The sequence below is a fragment of the Pokkaliibacter sp. MBI-7 genome (assembly GCF_029846635.1).
Lineage (GTDB): Bacteria > Pseudomonadota > Gammaproteobacteria > Pseudomonadales > Balneatricaceae > Pokkaliibacter.
In genome coordinates this window covers 3,421,553-3,439,947 of record NZ_JARVTG010000001.1, presented here as the reverse complement: position 1 = coordinate 3,439,947, position 18,395 = coordinate 3,421,553, and the positions used below count along the sequence as shown (strand labels likewise).

At 58.2% G+C, this 18,395-nt stretch carries 13 protein-coding genes; 6 read left to right on the top strand and 7 right to left on the bottom strand.

All coding sequences use genetic code 11. From position 1 onward, the window contains the following. Window positions 1–110 precede the first annotated feature (110 nt). The 4 genes from QCD60_RS15250 (at window position 111) to QCD60_RS15235 (ending at window position 7,353) form a co-directional block, all read left to right on the top strand. A complete protein-coding gene (locus tag QCD60_RS15250; RefSeq protein WP_279786712.1) occupies window positions 111–2,087 on the top strand; it encodes a DUF1302 domain-containing protein in 1,977 nt (658 codons plus the stop codon). Between the two features lie 87 nt (window positions 2,088–2,174). Beyond that, a complete protein-coding gene (locus tag QCD60_RS15245; protein ID WP_279786710.1) occupies window positions 2,175–3,524 on the top strand; it encodes a DUF1329 domain-containing protein in 1,350 nt (449 codons plus the stop codon). Window positions 3,525–3,793: 269 nt separating this feature from the next. Beyond that, window positions 3,794–5,434: a methyl-accepting chemotaxis protein gene (locus QCD60_RS15240; protein ID WP_279786708.1), complete on the top strand. Its 1,641-nt coding sequence runs from the start codon at window positions 3,794–3,796 to the stop codon at window positions 5,432–5,434. A 275-nt stretch (window positions 5,435–5,709) separates the two neighbouring features. Further along, a complete protein-coding gene (locus QCD60_RS15235; protein ID WP_279786706.1) occupies window positions 5,710–7,353 on the top strand; it encodes a methyl-accepting chemotaxis protein in 1,644 nt (547 codons plus the stop codon). Window positions 7,354–7,422: 69 nt separating this feature from the next. On the opposite strand, the gene QCD60_RS15230 is transcribed toward QCD60_RS15235, so the two are convergent. The 3 genes from QCD60_RS15230 to QCD60_RS15220 form a co-directional block, all read right to left on the bottom strand. Next, on the bottom strand, window positions 7,423–8,247 hold the full coding sequence (locus tag QCD60_RS15230) for a citryl-CoA lyase (RefSeq protein ID WP_279786704.1): 825 nt from the start codon (window positions 8,245–8,247) through the stop codon (window positions 7,423–7,425). Window positions 8,248–8,313: 66 nt separating this feature from the next. Then, window positions 8,314–9,510, bottom strand: a complete 1,197-nt coding sequence (locus QCD60_RS15225) for a CaiB/BaiF CoA-transferase family protein (RefSeq protein WP_279786702.1) — start codon at window positions 9,508–9,510, stop codon at window positions 8,314–8,316. A gap of 80 nt (window positions 9,511–9,590) precedes the next feature. Beyond that, window positions 9,591–10,586: a tripartite tricarboxylate transporter substrate binding protein gene (locus QCD60_RS15220; protein ID WP_279786700.1), complete on the bottom strand. Its 996-nt coding sequence runs from the start codon at window positions 10,584–10,586 to the stop codon at window positions 9,591–9,593. 211 nt (window positions 10,587–10,797) lie between these two features. On the opposite strand from QCD60_RS15220, the gene QCD60_RS15215 reads away from it, so the two are divergent. Further along, a complete protein-coding gene (locus tag QCD60_RS15215; RefSeq protein ID WP_279786698.1) occupies window positions 10,798–11,472 on the top strand; it encodes an IclR family transcriptional regulator in 675 nt (224 codons plus the stop codon). Window positions 11,473–11,711: 239 nt separating this feature from the next. On the opposite strand, the gene QCD60_RS15210 is transcribed toward QCD60_RS15215, so the two are convergent. The 3 genes from QCD60_RS15210 to QCD60_RS15200 form a co-directional block, all read right to left on the bottom strand. Continuing rightward, the gene (locus QCD60_RS15210; RefSeq protein ID WP_279786696.1) at window positions 11,712–12,152 is read right to left on the bottom strand and encodes a hypothetical protein; all 441 of its coding nucleotides are present in this window, start codon (window positions 12,150–12,152) and stop codon (window positions 11,712–11,714) included. 80 nt (window positions 12,153–12,232) lie between these two features. After that, window positions 12,233–13,024 (bottom strand): inositol monophosphatase, encoded by a 792-nt coding sequence (locus QCD60_RS15205; RefSeq protein WP_279786695.1) that lies wholly within the window; start codon window positions 13,022–13,024, stop codon window positions 12,233–12,235. 116 nt (window positions 13,025–13,140) lie between these two features. Then, complete coding sequence (locus QCD60_RS15200; RefSeq protein ID WP_279786693.1) at window positions 13,141–13,893, bottom strand: hypothetical protein; 753 nt, start codon at window positions 13,891–13,893, stop codon at window positions 13,141–13,143. A gap of 151 nt (window positions 13,894–14,044) precedes the next feature. Here QCD60_RS15200 and QCD60_RS15195 point away from each other — a divergent pair, with 151 nt between their 5' ends. After that, on the top strand, window positions 14,045–17,380 hold the full coding sequence (locus tag QCD60_RS15195) for an EAL domain-containing protein (RefSeq protein ID WP_279786691.1): 3,336 nt from the start codon (window positions 14,045–14,047) through the stop codon (window positions 17,378–17,380). An 83-nt stretch (window positions 17,381–17,463) separates the two neighbouring features. Here the strand turns inward: QCD60_RS15195 and QCD60_RS15190 are convergent, their stop codons facing one another. Beyond that, window positions 17,464–18,303 carry a 5'-nucleotidase, lipoprotein e(P4) family gene (locus tag QCD60_RS15190; RefSeq protein ID WP_279786689.1) on the bottom strand — a complete coding sequence of 280 codons (840 nt, stop codon included), beginning with the start codon at window positions 18,301–18,303 and terminating at the stop codon, window positions 17,464–17,466. Window positions 18,304–18,395: the final 92 nt, after the last annotated feature.

Here is an 18,395-nt window from a genome sequence, read left to right as displayed (position 1 = left end):
CAGGGTCAGGGGAGCTAGTCAACACTTCGTCAGCATGAAACTGAATCTGTTTCATTACATTGCGAATGCCCTTCCACGGACAATTCGACATCCCAAGCAGGTGACGCCACATGACTACAAAAATAAAAAGGGTCCAGCGCTTCACACGCCGTCCTCTTTCGGCTGCGATTTCTGGACTTATCGGGCTGCTGGCTGCCAGCCAGGCTCATTCCTTCGAATTCAATATTGGTGAAATTCAGGGCAGACTGGACTCCAACATCTCCGTCGGCGCCAGCTGGCGTCTGGAAGATGCTGACCCCTATCTGATCTCCAAAGCCAACGGCGGTACCGGCCCGGGTGCAGGTAACGATGATGATGGCAACCTGAACTTCCACAAGGGAGAAACCTTCTCCAAGATCCTCAAGGGCGTCCACGATCTGGACCTGCGCTATCAGAACCTCGGCGCCTTCGTTCGTGGTAAGTACTGGTACGACATGGAGCTGGAAGACGGCAACCGCAGCCATGGCAACATTGGCAACGGCTATACCGCCAACACCCCTCTGAGCGATGACGGTTTCGACAACTACTCCAAGTTCGCTGGCGCGGCACTGCTGGATGCCTTCGTCTACGGTAACTTCGATCTGGGCACCCATCCGCTGGACGTCCGTCTCGGTCGTCAGGTGGTGAGCTGGGGTGAGAGCACCTTCCTGCAAGGTGGCGTCAACACCATCAACCCGGTTGATGCCAACACCTTCCGCCGCCCCGGTGCGGAAGTGAAGGAAGGCCTGCTGCCGGTCAACATGCTGTACGGTAACCTCGGCGTGACCGACAACCTCAGCATGGAAGCCTTCTATCAGCTGGAGTTTGAACACACCGTGGCCGATGGCTGCGGCACCATGTTCTCCGACAACGACTATGCCGCCGCAGGCTGTAACGGTATCCGTGTCTACAGCAGCAACTCGGCGCTGTCTGCCCTGCCCGGCTACAGCACCCTGCTGGCAGACGATTCTGCCTACTTCAGCTCAGGTCAGTTCGTGGTTCAGCGTGACCATGACGGCGTGCGCGAAGCCAGTGATGACGGTCAGTTCGGTGTCGCCTTCCGCTATCTGGCGGAGCAGATGAACAGCACCGAATTTGGGGTGTACTTCACCAACCTGCACAGCCGTCTGCCGGTCGTCAGTGCGGTAAAAACCGAAACCGACCCCAGCACCACGAACCTGAGCGCGGTACTGCAGGCGGCCACCGGGGGGATCTCCTCTCAGGCGCAGCTGCAGGCCACCATTTCTGCCCTGGCCTCAGCCGGTGCCAGCAATCCTTCCAGCCCGCTGTTCAGCACTTACAGCAGCCTGCTGTCAGTGGCTACCCTGCACACGCTGGATGCCGCAGCGGACAGCACCTACTTCACCTCCTACCCGGAGAATATCCAGACCCTGGGTCTGAGCTTCAACACCACCGTGGGTGAAGTCGCCCTGTCCGGTGAGTACAGCTACAAGCATGACGTACCGATGCAGATCAACGGCAGCGCGCTGCTGGCCTCCATCGCCACACTGGGCGGTGCAGGCATCAACGCCGGTATCGACAAGCGTGTCAGCTCGGCTGATTACGGTGATGTGATTCGTGGCTACGATCTGTTTGACGTGTCACAGGTACAGCTGACCGCCATCAAGACCATTGATCGCGTGCTCGGCGCCGATCAGCTGGCACTGGTGGGTGAAGTGGGCTTTATCCACGTCCACGGTCTGGATGACAGCGCTTCCGCCATCAAGTATGGCCGCAGCAGCGCCTACGGCTACACGCCCGGTGACAACGAAGGCTTCGTAACCCCCAACTCCTGGGGCTACGCCATGCGTGCTTCACTGTCTTACCCCGATGCCGTTGCCGGTATCAACCTGACCCCCTCGCTGTCATTCAAACATGACGTCGACGGTGTTTCGCCACAGCCCGGTGGCACCTTCAACGAAGGCGCCAAATCACTGGGTCTGGCCCTCAGTGCTGACTACCTGAACAAGTACTACGGCACCCTGTCATGGAACCGCTTCTACGGTGGTGACTACAACACCCTGAAGGATCGTGACTACGCCTCGATGAGCTTTGGCATGTCGTTCTGATCCGGACGTCCAACGTAAAGTCCACATGTAAAGACGGCCATGCTGCTACCATGGCCTCTCTGCCCACGCAGGTAACAGGACACCAAAATGAATAAGTATAAAAAGCCCCTTTTGCTCGGTAGCCTGCTGGCGCTGGCCATCAGCTGCCAGACTCAGGCTGCCGTATCGGCTGATCAGGCGGCCAAACTGGGAACCTCCCTGACCCCCATCGGTGCCGAAATGGCAGGCAATGCTGATGGCAGCATCCCCAAATGGGAAGGCGGACTGGCCGCCAGCAGCGGCGATCGCTTTGCTGACCCCTATGCCAGTGACAAGATTCTGCTGACCATTACCGCCGCCAATGTTGACCAGTACAAGGACAAGCTGTCCCCCGGTCAGGTGGCCATGTTCAAGAAGTACCCTGACTACAAGATGAACATCTACCCCAGCCACCGCAGCGCGGCACTGCCTCAGCGCATCTATGATGCCGCCAAAGCTAACGCCACATCGGTTCAGCTGACTGCGGGTGGTAACGGCGTCACTACTTTTAAAGAAGCGGTGCCCTTCCCCATTCCGCAGAACGGTCTGGAAGTTATCTGGAACCACATTACCCGCTATCGTGGCGGCACTCTGCAGCGCACCGTGATGCAGGCTGCGGTACAGGCCAATGGCGACTACAGCCCGGTCAAACTGGAAGAAAAGTTTGCCTGGCCTGCCTATATGGAAGATGGCGTACAGGATGGCGACAAGAACATCCTCAGTTACTTCACACAGGAAGTGCTGAGCCCTGCCCGTCTGGTGGGTAACGTCCTGCTGGTGTACGAAACACTGAACCAGGTAGACCAGCCCCGTCAGGCCTGGGTCTACAACGCCGGTCAACGCCGTGTGCGCCGTGCCCCGCAGGTGGCCTATGACGCGCCCGGAACCGCGACCGACGGTCAGCGTACTTCCGATAACCTCGACATGTACAACGGCGCGCCGGATCGCTATGACTGGAAACTGATCGGCAAGAAAGAGATGTACATCCCCTACAACAGCTTCAAGCTCGCCAGCCGCAGCCTGAAGTACGATGACATCGTCAAACCCGGTCACCTGAATACCGACCTGCCCCGCTACGAGCTGCACCGCGTCTGGGTAGTGGAAGCAACACTGAAGCCCAGCGAACGGCATATCTATGCCAAACGTGAATTCTTCATTGATGAAGATACCTGGCAGGCCGCCGTGGTAGATCACTACGATGGTCGCGATCAGCTGTGGCGCGTGGCCGAGGCCTATGAGTTCCAGTACCGCGATGCCCAGGTACCCTGGCTGACCGCTGAAGCCCTTTACGACCTGCAGTCAGGCCGTTATCTGATCGGCAGTCTGACCAACGAGGAAGGCAACGGTTTCAGCTTTGGTGAGAAGTTCCGTCATAACGACTTCACCCCCGATGCCATCCGTCGCATGGGTAAACGTTAAGTTGTCTGTACCGGCGTTAATGAATTACCTGCTTTGAAAGTCCCGTAAAATGGCGAATTGCCCCTCCCTGTGAGGGGCTTTTTTTGCTGCCTTCACTGCCCAGACCACCCTCCCTGTCACCGCCCGATAACTGGCATCTTCCGGTGTATTCCTGACGTGCGATTCTGTCAGCAGCCTGTTTACTTATAAGTACATGCCATTGCCGCTGCAGAGACCCCGCTCTGGGGTTAGCTGCGTCTTTACCATGTCAGTGCAGGGGAATAACAACGATGACAGCCCTAATGCAACGCTTCATGATCGCCACCCGCATCTGGTTTATTCTCGGTCTGGCCATTCTGGCCCTGCTCGCCAGCACCCTGATGAGCTATCTGAATATCCGCGATACCCTGCTGGCCGGTCGCATCCACTCCATCGACTTCGTGGTGCAGAGTGCCCTGTCGGAAGTCAGCCACTTTGCCGAGCTGGAGCAGACCGGCAAGCTCAGCCACGACGAGGCCCAGCGCCTCGCCGGTGAAGCCCTCAGTGCCATGCGCTTTGCCGACGGCAACTATATATTCGTCACCGAGCGCACCGGCATCATGCGCATCAACCCCACCCTGCCCAAAGACAAACTCGGCACCAACCTGATGAACATTCAGGATGAGAACGGCGTCAAGATTAATCAGGAGCTGTTCAAGGGCGTCGATCAGGGCGACATGGCGCAGGTTCGCTATCACTGGCCGCGCAGCAAAGGCGGTAAGCCGGTGGCCAAACTCGGTATTGCCCGCGAGTACAAACCCTGGGGCTGGCTGATCGGCTCCGGTATCTATATTGATGACCTTAACCGGGCGGCACTGGAGAAGCTGGAAGCCCTGGCGCTGCAATCCGGACTGATCATTCTGGTACTGATTGCTCTGGCTGCCATGGTGATCAGCAGTATCCGTCGCCCGTTACGCACGGCCATCGCCGCCATGCATGAACTGGCCGAGGGCGATGGTGATCTGACCAAGCAACTGCCTGCCGAAGGCAAGCACGAGCTGGCGCAACTGGCGGCCACCTTCAATCGCTTTGCTGCTGGTATCGCCGATATTGTGCGGGAAACCGGGCAGGTGGCGATGCGGCTGAATCAGTCGGCCGGTGAGCTGCAACAGGCGGCCAAACGAACCGACCACAGTATTCACCGCCAGTCCAGTGAAACCGGCACCCTCGCCACCGCCATGAACGAAATGGTCGCGACCGCTCAGGAAGTGGCCCGCCACGCCGAGGAAACCGCCAGCGCAACCAACGAGACGGACCGCCTGACCCAGGACAGCTATGAAGTGGTGGAAGTGATCGTGCGCAATATTGGTGAACTGGCCGGTGAGGTGGATGCCATCAGCCACACCATCCAGCGGGTAGCCAATGCCAGTACCGATATCGACAAAGTGCTGGAGGTGATTCGCGGTATCGCCGAACAGACCAACCTGCTGGCCCTCAACGCCGCTATCGAAGCCGCCCGCGCCGGTGAGGCCGGGCGGGGTTTTGCTGTGGTGGCCGACGAGGTGCGTACCCTGGCCCAGCGCACCCAGGACTCCACCGCTGAAATCCGCGTCATCATGGAAAATCTGCAGCACGGCTCGCGGGATGCCGCCGTGGCCATGCAGCGTGGTGTCAGCAAGGCACAGCAAACCAGCGAGTCGTCAGGACGGGCAGAAAGTGCGCTGCGCGCCATGAGCGATGCCATCGGCCGCATCCGCGACATGAGCGTACAGATCGCCACCGCTGCCGAAGAACAAAGCAGCACAGCAGAGAGCGTCAACCAGAGTGCCGTCACCATCAGTGATGCCTCGGCAGAAGTGAAAGAAGCCTCACATCAGACCGCCGCCACTGCCGATGATATTGCTTCTGCCATCAGCCATCTGCACGGGCTGATAAGTCGATTTAAAGCCTGACACTCTGAATTCGGTCTGCCTGAATTCGATCTGCCTGTAATCCGGCAGGTCGAATTCTCATTCAAATCGGTCATCCATTTCATTCAGCAAATAAGCCACTGCTAATAGCCAATACAAATTCCGCAACTCAGCGGAACTGATCTGATGTTCAGTAAACAAAGTTTAAAGAGCATTGGCATATATGGCAGAGGCAATATAAAAAATACGAATGCCTTCTGGTGTAGTGCGGCTTTTCAATTACTCGCATCTATTATTAGAAACAAAGGCATCAAAGAATGAATCTCATTTCCAATATAAATATTGGCCATCGGCTGCTGCTCGTATTTATCTTTTCTGTTGTCCTGCTCATTATCCAGACGGAGCTTTCGGTAATAAAAATCAATAAAGTCGATGCCGCTCTCGCCGAAATCAATGACATCAACATCCTCAAGCAGCGCTATGCCATTAACTTCAGAGGCAGTGTGCATGATCGGGCTATCGCACTGCGTGATCTGGTACTGCTGAAGGACGATAAGGATATTGAACCGGTATTAGGCTTAATTCACAGTCTGGAACAGGACTACCGAAAATCGGCCGCCCCGCTGGATGAAATGTTCAGCCGGGAAGCCAGCACCAACCCCAAAGAAATGGATGCCCTGAATAACATAAAAAGTATCGAACAAAAGACCATGCCAATTATTGGCAAGGTTATTACGCTCAGACAATCACATCAGTTTGATGAAGCCAGTACGCTGTTACTTTCAGCGGCACGACCCGCGCTGGTTGACTGGCTGAAAAGCATCAATGTCTTTATCGATCTGAAAGAGGCGCAGAATAAAGCCATTACTCAACAGGCCCGTACGGTTATTTCCAGCTTTTCTGCCATGACCTGGATATCTGCAGCGGTCATTGCAGGAATATTCATGCTGTGCGGCATCCTTATTGCCCGCAGTATTACGGCTCCCCTGAGTCAGGCCGTCACCTTTGCCCAGAGAATTGCCGCGGGTGACCTGACCAATCAGTTCCAGATTCGGGGTCGCGACGAAACCGCAGCCGCGCTTACCGCTCTGCAATCCATGCAGTCTTCGCTGCGCACAACAGTGGGTAGCATCAGCCATTCTGCCAGTGAACTCAGCCACTCCTCCGAGACACTGGCGCAGGCGACCCGGCAGGGTGCCACCTCCGTGGACTGTCAGAACCAGCAGCTGAAACAGGCTGCGACCGCCATCAACGAAATGAGTGCCTCCATAGAACATGTTGCTGAGAACGCCGAAGCCAGTGCCGATGCGGCCCGTGTGGCCATGACGTCCTCACAGGCCTCCACCGACAAGGTGCTGTCGACGGTGGATTCGCTGCGCACCATGCTGGAGGAGATCAACCGGACCGCAGTGCTGGTCAGGGATCTGGCCAGTAAAAGTATGGATATCGGCAAGGTGCTGGATGTCATTCGCTCCATCGCCGAGCAAACCAATCTGCTGGCACTCAATGCAGCCATTGAAGCCGCACGGGCTGGTGAGGCCGGGCGGGGTTTTGCGGTGGTCGCTGATGAGGTGCGTAGTCTGGCCAGCAAGACCCAGAGTTCAACTCACTCCATCGAGGAAATGGTCAACGCCATCCGCCACAGCGTGGAACTGGCCGTCGCCTCCATCGACACCTCCAGTCAGCGGGGCAATGAAACCAGCCAGCTGGCCACGGCTGCCGTCGATGCTCTGGGCAATGTTCAGCAGGACATTCAGCAGATGGCCGAGCGCAACCACAGCATTGCCTCGGCAGTGAAACAGCAGGCGCTGGTGACACGCGAAGTGGACCAGAATATTGCCAGTATTCAGGCTCTGTCCCAGCAGGTGGAGGCCATTGCCGACAGCACGCAAACGGCGGGCAATGATCTGCAGCGCATGTCGCTGACCCTGCTGGACAACGTCAAGCAGTTCAAGGTCTGACGCACTGCGCGCCAGACCGTCAGCTCAACACTGAACAGAGCAGAGCAGAGCAGAGCAGAGCACCTCAGTTTACTCATCGTGCAGATGACGTTCAGCTGCGCCGCTGTATTGCCAGATCAACTGGCGGGGGATCGGCCCCTTGTTGCGTCCACCCTGCCCGGCCTGCTCCCAGGCATGGGCAAGGATGCCGACGGAGCGCGACAGGCAGAACAGCCCCCGGGCCAGCGGTGCCGCGAACCCCAGTTCAGCGTAGATCACCGCCGTGGCGCCATCGATATTCATGGGAATGCGCTTGCCCTTACGCTCAGCCAGCACCTGTTCAATGCTGCGGCCAATGGCAGCAAACTGACCACTGACCTCGCCCCGGGCCGCCGCCTCATCCACCAGTGCCAGCAGACGCCCGGCCCGCGGATCCACCGGATGGAAACGATGACCAAAGCCGGGAATAAACTTGCCGTGCAGCTCGATAAACCGGTCCAGCTCAATCGCTGTCGCCTCTGCCAGTGGCGTACCCTCACCGTGGCGCAGAGCGATATCACTGTACAGCTGCATCGCTTGTTCACCGGCGCCACCGTGCACATCGCCCAGCACATTGACGGCGGAGGCCATGGCATTGTTGAGACTGACACCACAGGTCATGGCCATACGGGCAATGGCAATACTGGGTGCCTGCGGGCCATGATCCACCGCCGCCATCAGTGCCGCATCGAGTAACCGTCCCTGCCCCTGCGCAGGCAGCTCACCGCGCAGCATCAGCCAGATCATGTCGGTAAAGCTCAGGCGTCCGATCAGCTCTTCAATGGGATAACCGTGATAACGGATTTCGCCCGGAGCCATATCAATAATGTCAGTACGCCACCAGCCACGGACCTGATCTTCCAGGTTGTCTGCCATGTTTGCCTCGTCTCGTTCAGGTGCAGCACCCAGCGGCGCTGCAGGATTGGTATCTTGTGCAGCCACTCAGCAGGCGCCGGTTTGTCGCAGCGTTGCAATGGCGGCGCTGTCATAACCCAGCTCCTGCAATATCTGCTCGGTATGCTGACCCAGTGCAGGTGGCGGTGTCGCTACCGCAGGCGCCTGACCGTCCACCTTGAAGCCGGTGCGCAGCACACAGACGTCCTGCCCGACCCCGGGTACAGCGCTGAACTGTGCCAGCATGCCGCGATCTCGAATCTGCGGGTGGGCCAGCACCTGAGGTACCGAATACACCGGCCCGGCAGGCACGCCTGCCAGGTTCAGTGCCTGCCACCAGTGCTCGGTAGATGCGGTTTGCAAACGCCGCTCCAGCAGCTCAGTCAGTTGCAGACGATGCTGCAGCCGCGCCTGACGCTCGGCAAAGCGTGCGTCGGCCTTCAGCTCGGGGCAGCCCAGCACATCACATACTGCCTCAAACTGCTCCTGCTTATTGGCGGCAATGTTGAGCAGCCCATCAGCCGTACGGAAAGTGCCCGACGGGCTGGCGGTGACGTTGTCATTGCCCATGGGCTTGGGCTCGCGCCCGGCCACCAGAAAGTTCGATACCGCCCAGCCCATGGTGGCCATGGTCGCTTCCAGCATCGAGACATCGATAAAGGTTGCCTCACGCTGAGGGTTGGCCAGCTGGCTGGCAATGGCAAAAGCGGCCGTCAGACCGCCGACACTGTCGGCCACCGGATAGCCTACCCGATACGGTGCATTGTCTGGCGCACCGGTAATACTCATCACCCCGGCCATGCCCTGAATAATCTGATCATAGGCTGGCAGATCACGCAGGGGGCCATCCTGACCAAAACCCGAAATGGCACAATAAATCAGCCGTGGGTTGTGTTGCTTCAGCACCTCAAAGCCGACCCCCAGCCGCTCCATCACACCGGGCCGGAAGTTCTCCACCACCACATCGGCACTGGCTACCAGCTGCAGGAAAACGGCCTTACCTGCCTCACTCTTGAGGTTGAGGGTCAGCGAGCGCTTGCCGGGGTTCTGTGCCAGAAAGGACACCCCCATCAAGGCACGATTCAGCTCGGCACTGGCTCCCAGCTGCCGGGCCAGATCGCCTGAGCCGGGCACCTCGACCTTGATCACGTCAGCGCCCATATGGGCCAGCTGATGACAGGCAAAGGGCCCGGCCAGCACATTGGTCAGATCCAGAACACGAATATGTTTAAGGGGTGGATTCATCACACGTCTCCGGCTCTGCCAGCCATTCCACTGGCTGACAGCACCTTTACTGTCTGTGGTGGCGACACCACATAGGAACATTACTTGATCAGACCAATTTCCTTCGACAGGTCGGTGATCTGGCTGATCTGCTGTTTCACGAAACTGTCGAATTCGGAACCGACCTTATGGAAAGGCATCAGGCCGTTTTCAGCCATGGTCTGCTTCCAGGCCGGTGAGGCGTACAGACTGTCGAGGGTAGCCGTCCACCACTGGTACTCCTGATCCGATACACCACCGGGAATATAGAAGCCACGCCAGTTGGGCGCCACGGTGTCGATCCCCTGCTCGGCAGCCGTGGGCAGCGTGTCATAAGGGGCAGGCAGGCGTTTGTCTGACAGCACCGCCAGCACCCGCAGGTCGCCCGACTGCATAAAGCCCAGCACTTCCGATACATCACCGGTAAAGGCATCAATGTGGCCACCGAGTACCTGCGTCATGGCCTCGCCACCGCCGTTAAAGGCCAGATATTTAATTTTCGCCAGCCCGCTGACACCGGCTGCCTTAGCCGCCAGCAAGACTTTCAGGTGATCCCAGCCACCGGAGGCGCTGCCACCGGCAAACTTGACCGAGTTGGGGTCAGCCTGCAGCGCGGCCATCAGTTGCTTGAGATCCTGATAGGGCGAATTTTTACCCACGGCAATAACTCCGTAGTCCGCGCCCAGTGCCCCCACCCACTTGACCATCTCTGCGTTCATACCGGGGAATTGCCCCTGCGCCAGACGGGTAGTGGTCGCGGTACTGGCGGCCACCACCACATTCGGGTCGCTGTTGCGTTTGGAGACGATGTTGGCGTAAGCCACCCCGCCACTGGCACCGGGCATATTGACGGTCTGCACATTGCCTTTGACGTAACTGAGAGTGGACAGCAGCTGACCGACCGTGCGGCAGGTGAAATCCCAGCCACCGCCGGGGTTGGCCGGGGCGATACATTCAGGCGCTTTGGGCAGTTCAGCTGCCTGTGTGGCGGGTGCGGCCAGCGCCGAAGTCAGTAACAGCAGAGGGAGTGAGGTAAGCAAACGGGTACGGCGAGTCATTGTTGTTATCTCCACCAGAATCGACACAGCAGCCAGGCTGCTGAGAAAGGACAGACAAGGGTACAGGTGCCTCATCAAAGTTCTATTTAAGAGAATTAAATTCTCTCAGACAGAATATAGAGCGCAACAGAACAGAACGCAACATCGGATTGCTTCGGCAATGGCGTTCTGTCAGGCATAATTTTTCCGCAGAAATGTACGGGAACAGACCATGGCAAATGATCGAGTGGAGGCGGTTGAGCGCGCATTGACGCTGCTTGACTGCTTCAGTGAACAACGGCGCAGCCTGACGCTGGCAGAACTGGCCGAGCAAACGGGATTTTACAAAAGCACGATTTTGCGTCTGATGAAGTCGCTGGAAATGTTCGGGTATATCCAGCGTGACAGCAAAGGTCTGTTCAGTCTTGGCAGTGCCATTCGCCGCCTGAGCCATGCCTGTGATGCGGAAAACAGTCTGGAGCCGTTGATCCGCCCGGTGCTGGTGGCACTGCGTGACGCCAGCAATGAAAGCGCCTCGTTCTACGTGCGGGCCGGGGCACAGCGTATCTGCCTGTATCGGGAAAATGCCCAGCGGGAAATGCGCCATCATCTCGACGAGGGCATCCGTCTGCCTCTGGGTCAGGGCGCTGCCGGACGGATTTTGCGGGCCTACAGTGAGGAGCTGGCCGAAGATGAGGTCATCCGCCAGCAGGGATGGGCACGTTCACAGGGTGAACGCAGTGCAGAAGTGGGCGCCGTGGCGGTGCCACTATTCAGTCGCAGCGGCCAGTTTTTGGGCACTCTGGCGTTATCCGGGCTGATCACCCGCTTTGGTGAAGAGCAATGCCAGCAGTGGATTACCCTGCTCCGACAGGAAGCACGCAAACTGGCCAGTCAGATTGTCTAGCAGGTCGTTGAAAATCTGTCTGCGTTGCCGAATACCGCGTCAAAAACAGGCTCACAGCCAAAGGCTGAACGTGCTTTAGCACGGCCCCGAAGGGGCGAGCGGAGCGAGTCAAATGCTCATTTGGTCCACTAAACTCCGCTTTTTCGCCTGTTTCTTGTGCCCTCAGGGCATTTCCTTGTCTCGGCTGCCTCGATAACGTTTTTCAACAGCCTGCTAGCGGGGAGGTGACCGCACCACCTCTATTGACGCAGAGTGATGCTGTGGCAATGGGGCTCGTCCTGGGTAATCGCGATAGTGGCAGCCGAGACGGCCTGCTTGCCGCATTGCCAGGGGGCCGCCCCCGACAGATCAAAGATCAGCGTGGTTCCCATCTGGCTGACTTTGACCTGTTCATTGCTGTGCCCGGCGTAGCTGATGGTGGTCGTGTGCCCCTGCAGATTCCAGTTCACTTCGCCGTCATCCCGCTCAGCACTCAAACGGCAGGCAGCCACTTCGGCATCAAACGCCGTGGTCGAGCCACTGTAACGAAACCCCATCAGCCGGTCCGCTTCCATGCTCACTTCCAGCTGCTGGATAAAACCATCCACATCCTCCTCACACTTCCAGGTCTCGGCCCGGCTGATAGCGGCCTGCCATAGCAGACCACACAGCATTACCCGACCCCATCGACTGCTCCCCATGTCCTCTGTCCTGCCTGTTCGCCCTGAACGCGTTTACACTTTTACGGATGGTCACTCAGTGTTGAAAAACCTGCGACGGTCTACAGTGGCTGACCGATATGCAGCAATGGCGTCAGCGCCTCCTGCAGCGGTGCCGCACAGGCCAGCACGCGCATGGTGCCGGTTGTCGCAGGCTGACCGAGGTAGTTGTGCCAGCCACCGGCCTCTTCCACGATCAGCAGCCCAGCCAGCACATCCCAGGGGTTGATCTGCGCCTCGAAGAAGCCGTCCACCAACCCCTCGGCGGTGCGCGCCAGACAGAGTGCAGCCGAACCCAGCCGGCGCTGATCCATCTGACACTGGTAGAGATAATCAATGCGGGCAAGGTAATCCGGCAGCGCAGTACGGCGGCCAAAGCCCATATAGATCAGTACCGATGACAGCTCAATGGGCTCCTGACCGAGGCGCAGCGGCTGGTCGTTACAGAATGCCCCCTGACCACGCACAGCCTGATACAGCTGTTCCGTCATCGGCACATAAATCACCCCGATCTGCACTTCGCCCCCTTCGACATACGCAATCACCACGCCCCAGTCAGGCAGGCCTCGAAGAAAGTTGGTGGTGCCATCAATGGGGTCAATCACCCAGTAACCCTGCGACGATCCTTCCTGCCAGCCTTCCTCCTCACCGAGGATGCCGTCGTCGGGATAAGTCTCAGCCAGACGGCTGCGGATCAGGCTTTCGACGTTACGGTCAGCCTCGCTGACCCAGTCCTGTACGCCTTTGCTGTCGATGGTCAGCGCATCACGCTGGCGAAAATAATCCAGAGCCAGCGCCCCGGCTTCTCTTGCCCACTGACAGGCATGGGCGTGGCGCTGATTGATTGTATTCATAACATCCCCCTGGTGTCTGGTTCCGTGGCCGTGCCCACCGTTGTGGTTCCGGCACTCCCTGATGGCAAACTCCCCGCGAGCGGGCTGAAGGCTGTCTGGCTGATGTAATCAGGTGCCTACTGTACCAGCTGTAGCAGTACATGATCAGGCACACCGTTACCATTGCAGCGGCGGAACTGTCCCTGCTTGTCCAGACAGATGAATATCTCGTTGAAACGGTTGTTCTTGCCTGCCTGCACCAGCATGTCGTCGCGGCCAAGGCCAGGGTTCAGGGCGATAAACGCCTGTTTGATGGCCGCCGTACTGATCCGCCCGCCCGCAGCCAGTGGCTCCAGTGGTGGCCGCTGGATGCGTTGCCACAGCTGCTGTATTTCACTGAAGTAGTCAGCAGGAGCATCAAAAGCACAGGAGCCGTGTTTCTGCCATTCCCCCTGAATCAGCTGCACGCCGGGCATGATGCAGAGGTTGTCGCGCACCGTGCTGGCATCCACCTGCGTCGCCTGACAGTGACGCGGCTGGCTGCAGCGTGCACCCTTGCTGTCAAAGTTCTGTGGCCACAAGCCGTGCACCACCCAACGGAACTGGTTATCCCGGCACTGAAAGTCATTACTGCCACGCTGCCCTGCTGCACTGTCACAGAACGCGGGCGACCAGGACAACGCCAGCACATAGCCCGTCACCGGCGCATCGACCTGACAATCCACCTTCACCACACGGGTTTCAGGAATATGGGCCGGTACACGGCAGCTGTCAGCCTGAGCAGGGACACTGACCAGCGCCATGAGGCCCAGCATCAGCGCCGCCACCCATTCTCTGCCCCACCCCTGAACTGGCCTTGCAAGATGCCCGATATGCAGTTGTGCAGCCATCCTTCCTCTCCTGTCAGACATCGCTTTTTGCACTCCCTCTTTAGCGGCGAATATAGCATGGATACTGCCAGTTCCCGGCGGCACATTTGGTGAAAAAGCCTGGATCAGACTAACCTAAGGATTGCAGTCGCGATGGCGCAGGATCCCAGTTATGACCCCCACAGAAACCAGTCCGCCCTTTGATCTGGGAAGCGATGAACGTGCCGCTGACGGCTCAAGCCTGCTGCTCAGCATGCTGTCCATGCCCTACTGCTCTCCCGTACTGATTACCCAGCCTGCACACAATTTCCGCGTGGTCTACGCCAACGCGGCCAGCCTCAATTTTTTTGGCATGAGTGCAGAGCAGATCAGTGGCGACTGGTTTATGCGCGAATGGTCCGCCAGCCAGAGCCGCGACGACCGCGAAAAGACCCTGCAGGAGCTACGGCGTCAATTCCGGGCACAATTCACCATTCAGCATCAGGATGCCGACGGTCAGAGCAAACCCGTAGAAGTGACGCTATTTCTGTTCCTGCATCAGGGCGAGGAATATATCGCCAATTACTGTGTTGATATCAGCCAGCGGGTAGCTCAGCAGGGCTCGCTGCTGCAAATGGATGCCGAGGCGGCACGGGGAGAACGTGACCGCCAGTATCAGACCATCTTTGAACGCCTCGAAGACGCTTTCATGCTGCTGGATATCACCCCTCAGCGTCAGCTGCAGGTGCGCTGGCTCAACCCGGTAGCTGAGCGCCATCTGGCTTTTCACTCGCAGCATGCCGCCGGACGACTGCTGCGTGATCTGGTACCCGCCACCTTCCGCGACTCCTGGTGCCTTTACGAACAGCGCTGTCTGGAGCGCGGTGCGCCTCTGCACTTTGAGGATGCGCTGGATGAGAACGGCCTGACCCGTTATATCGATGTCAGCATGGTGCCGATCCGCAACGAGCTGCATGAAATGGTGTCGGTGGCGCTGATCGTCCGGGACATTACTGAGCGCAAGCGTGAAGAAGACGAGCGTTTCGACAAGGAACGGGTGTTCCGTGCGCTGGTTGATAACTCACCCGATGTCATTATCCGTTATGACACCCACTGCCGCCGGCTCTACGTCAACCGTCAGTACGAACAGGCCACCCGCACCCTGGCCAATGACAGTCTGGGTAAGTCTCCCATTCAGCATTCGGGCCTGGGCAGCAGCGCGCTGCAGTACCAGAACAATGTCCAGCGGGTGATCGATACCGGCCATGCCGGCACCATGGACCTCAGCGTCACCGACAGCAGCGGCCAGCAGCGTTACTACGAGCTGCGGCTGGTGCCGGAACTGGATCGCTATGACCAGCTTTGTGGTGTACTGGTGGTAGGCCGAGACTACACCGAGCGTCATCAGGCAGAAGAGCGCCTGCATGCCAGTGAACAGGCCTTCCGCACCCTGGTGGAAAACTCCCCCGATGCCATCATGCGCTATGACACCCAGTGCCGCCGTATTTACGTCAACCACGTCTACGAGCAGATCTGCGGTCTGGGAACCGGCGCGGTGCTCGGCAAGGTGCCCTCGGAGTTATCTGCTGCCGGTGTTGATGCCAGACAGCTGGAGCAAAAACTGCGCGAGGTCATTGCCGGCAAGCAACCGGATCATCTCGAACTCAGCATGCAGACTAATGAAGGCAAACTGCGCCATTTCGAACTGAAACTGACGCCGGAGCTGGGCCAGCGTGGTGATACGGTCAGTGTGCTGGCCGTCGCTCGTGACATTACCGAGCGCAAGGAGATCGAAGAAAAGCTCTATCGCAGCGAACTGACCTACCGCACGCTGGTGGAAAACTCCCCCGATATCATCTGTCGCTACGATACCCAGCGCCGTCTGGTGTACTGCAACCCGGCGCTGCTCAAACTGGTGAACATGCAGGCCAGCGACATCATGGGACTGACCGCCGCCGAAGCCCGGCTGAAAATTCTGCACTCACACGGCTATACCGATATTCCACGGGAGTCCAAGGTGGACGAGGCCATTGCCGAGGTGCTGGCCACCGGCAAGAGTACCGAGCTGGAAACAAAGATTCTCAACAGCCAGGGAGTACAGATCAGCACCCTGCTGCGACTGTCGGCCGAGTATGACCGTGACAACCAGCTGATCAGCGTACTGGCGGTAGCAAGGGACATCAGCGATATCCATGAATACCAGCAGCGTATCCATATGCTGGCCTTCTATGACCCGCTGACCGCCCTGCCTAACCGCAGTTTCTTTAACGACAAGGTCCGCCGCAGCCTGCTCAACGCTCGCCTCAAGGGCAAGCGGGCGGGTTTGATGATCATCGATCTCGACCACTTCAAAACCGTCAATGACAGCCTGGGTCACGGCCATGGCGACACCCTGCTGAAGATTATCAGCCAGCGCCTGCAGAACTGTCTGGATGCCAGTGCCACCCTGGCACGGCTGGGCGGTGATGAGTTTGGCGTGCTGTTGAGTAAGGTCGAAGACCGCCAGGATCTGCAGGCGCAGGCTCACTTTGCAATGACAGCGATCCGCGATCCGCTGCTGGTGGATGGCAAGGAAATCAGCGTATCGGCCAGTGTCGGTGCCTGTATCTATCCTGACGACGGCGACGATCTGGATGATCTGGTGCGCTTTGCCGACTCGGCCCTGTATATGGCCAAGGCCAGTGGCCGGAATACCCTGAAGTTCTACTCCAAAGAGCTGACCACCCAGGCCCGCGAGCGGCTGGAGCTGGAGAATGACCTGCGCCGCTGTCTGGAGCGGGACGAAATGCGTCTACTGTATCAGCCAAAGATTGATCTGCGCAGCGGCAAGATTCTCGGTGCCGAGGCGCTGATTCGCTGGCATCATCCACGGCGCGGGCTGCTGACCCCTGACCGTTTTATTCATCTTGCGGAAGATAACGGCACCATTGTCGATCTGGGTCGCTGGGTGATTGAAACCGCCTGTCAGGCAGCCTGCCGCTGGAACCGCCGCCCGGGGGAGCCGCTGAAGATAGCCGTCAACCTGTCAGGCCGTCAGTTCTTTGAGAGTGAACAGCCGCTGCTGGCAGTGATCGAACAGGCCCTGCTGCAGCATCAGTGTCCGGCCCTCTGGCTTGAAGTAGAAATTACCGAAGGCATTCTGCTGGAGGACCGCCCCGATGTAATGGAGCAGCTGCAGCAGATTCGTGCGCTGGGCCTGACCATTGCGGTGGATGACTTCGGCACAGGCTACTCTTCCCTCGGTTATCTGGCCCGCTTCCCCATCGATACGCTGAAAATCGACCGCTCCTTTGTCGATAAGCTGACCACCGCCAAAGAAAGCGCAGCACTGGTGCGCGCCATCATTTCCATGGCACGCAGTCTGGGGATGGAGCTGGTCGCAGAAGGGGTGGAAACCGAAGAGCAGGCCATCATGCTGGCCAGCATGGGCTGCCAGCAGGCACAGGGGTACTACTACGGCAAACCCATGAGCGAGGCGGACTTTATCCATATGCTGGATGATGAAGCCAGTGGCGGCGCAATGATCTAGTCAGACCCGGAATACAACAAGACCGCCATCACGGCGGTCTTGTTGTATTCGGCGATAAGCGCGTACCAGTCAGAACAGAGCGCTTACTCCGCAGGCTGCCAGGGGTGCAGATGGGCCTTGCGCATCTGGTCTTTCTCAGCAGGTGAAGCGCCCCAGTTGTTGTTATACACCTTGCCTTCCCAGTCACCGTAGGTGGGGTTTGGTAACACAATAAACTCGGCACCAAATTTAGCTTTGTTACTTTCGACCGCAACATCGCCTTCTTCCAGCGTCTTGGTATCGAAGGCCGCACTGAAGTCATTGAGGTTGTCACCCATCAGCAGCGCCACATCGTAGTCGGCTGCAATCTGCTGACGGCGTGGCTCCTTGTTGCTGCTGTCGGTGCGCAGCATCAGGTGAGCATCATCGACAAAGGGGAAGCCCAGCGCATTCATATTCTTGATGGTGCCGGCCTTACCCACTTCCTTGCGGTTGGTGACGTAGAACACTTCCCCACCGCGCTTCTTCACATAGTTGAGAAACTCCACGGCACCGGGCATGGCCTTGGCTTGTGCCGCATCCATCCATTTGTCCCAGGTTTTGCTGGAGTAACCGAAGTCCTTGCCTACCAGCCAGGCCTCGTAAGCGGAGTTGTCCAGTACCGTTTCATCGGCATCGACGATCACGGCGACTTTCTTGCCGCCGGGATGACCTGCCATATACATATCCAGCCGCAGTCTGGCCAGATTGAAAGCCTGATAAGACAGCGCCTTGAACTCGCCCGATGCCTGCATCCACAGGGTGGCCAGCACCAGCTGCTCATTCAGGTCTTTGGTGGTGTAGCTCGGCGCTGCCGGGGTATCTGCTGACCAGGAAGGCAGGCTGACGCTGCCCAATAACAGGGCAACCGATACCGCGGCGGTGCGCAGGGTGAGACGTGACATAGGTAAAGCTCCCAGTGGTATTTGATGAACTCCAGTCATGCCGAAGCAGGCTGAATTAGCAGCAAAAAATATTCCACACGGTCAGAAAAATG

What these genes read in the sequence shown, in the direction of transcription:
- QCD60_RS15250 (WP_279786712.1), top strand. Translation starts at nt 111, where the DNA reads ATGACTACAAAAATAAAAAGGGTCCAGCGCTTCACACGCCGTCCTCTT.
- QCD60_RS15245 (WP_279786710.1), top strand. Translation starts at nt 2,175, where the DNA reads ATGAATAAGTATAAAAAGCCCCTTTTGCTCGGTAGCCTGCTGGCGCTG.
- QCD60_RS15240 (WP_279786708.1), top strand. Translation starts at nt 3,794, where the DNA reads ATGACAGCCCTAATGCAACGCTTCATGATCGCCACCCGCATCTGGTTT.
- QCD60_RS15235 (WP_279786706.1), top strand. Translation starts at nt 5,710, where the DNA reads ATGAATCTCATTTCCAATATAAATATTGGCCATCGGCTGCTGCTCGTA.
- QCD60_RS15230 (WP_279786704.1), bottom strand. Translation starts at nt 8,247, where the DNA reads ATGGCAGACAACCTGGAAGATCAGGTCCGTGGCTGGTGGCGTACTGAC.
- QCD60_RS15225 (WP_279786702.1), bottom strand. Translation starts at nt 9,510, where the DNA reads ATGAATCCACCCCTTAAACATATTCGTGTTCTGGATCTGACCAATGTG.
- QCD60_RS15220 (WP_279786700.1), bottom strand. Translation starts at nt 10,586, where the DNA reads ATGACTCGCCGTACCCGTTTGCTTACCTCACTCCCTCTGCTGTTACTG.
- QCD60_RS15215 (WP_279786698.1), top strand. Translation starts at nt 10,798, where the DNA reads ATGGCAAATGATCGAGTGGAGGCGGTTGAGCGCGCATTGACGCTGCTT.
- QCD60_RS15210 (WP_279786696.1), bottom strand. Translation starts at nt 12,152, where the DNA reads ATGGGGAGCAGTCGATGGGGTCGGGTAATGCTGTGTGGTCTGCTATGG.
- QCD60_RS15205 (WP_279786695.1), bottom strand. Translation starts at nt 13,024, where the DNA reads ATGAATACAATCAATCAGCGCCACGCCCATGCCTGTCAGTGGGCAAGA.
- QCD60_RS15200 (WP_279786693.1), bottom strand. Translation starts at nt 13,893, where the DNA reads ATGGCTGCACAACTGCATATCGGGCATCTTGCAAGGCCAGTTCAGGGG.
- QCD60_RS15195 (WP_279786691.1), top strand. Translation starts at nt 14,045, where the DNA reads ATGACCCCCACAGAAACCAGTCCGCCCTTTGATCTGGGAAGCGATGAA.
- QCD60_RS15190 (WP_279786689.1), bottom strand. Translation starts at nt 18,303, where the DNA reads ATGTCACGTCTCACCCTGCGCACCGCCGCGGTATCGGTTGCCCTGTTA.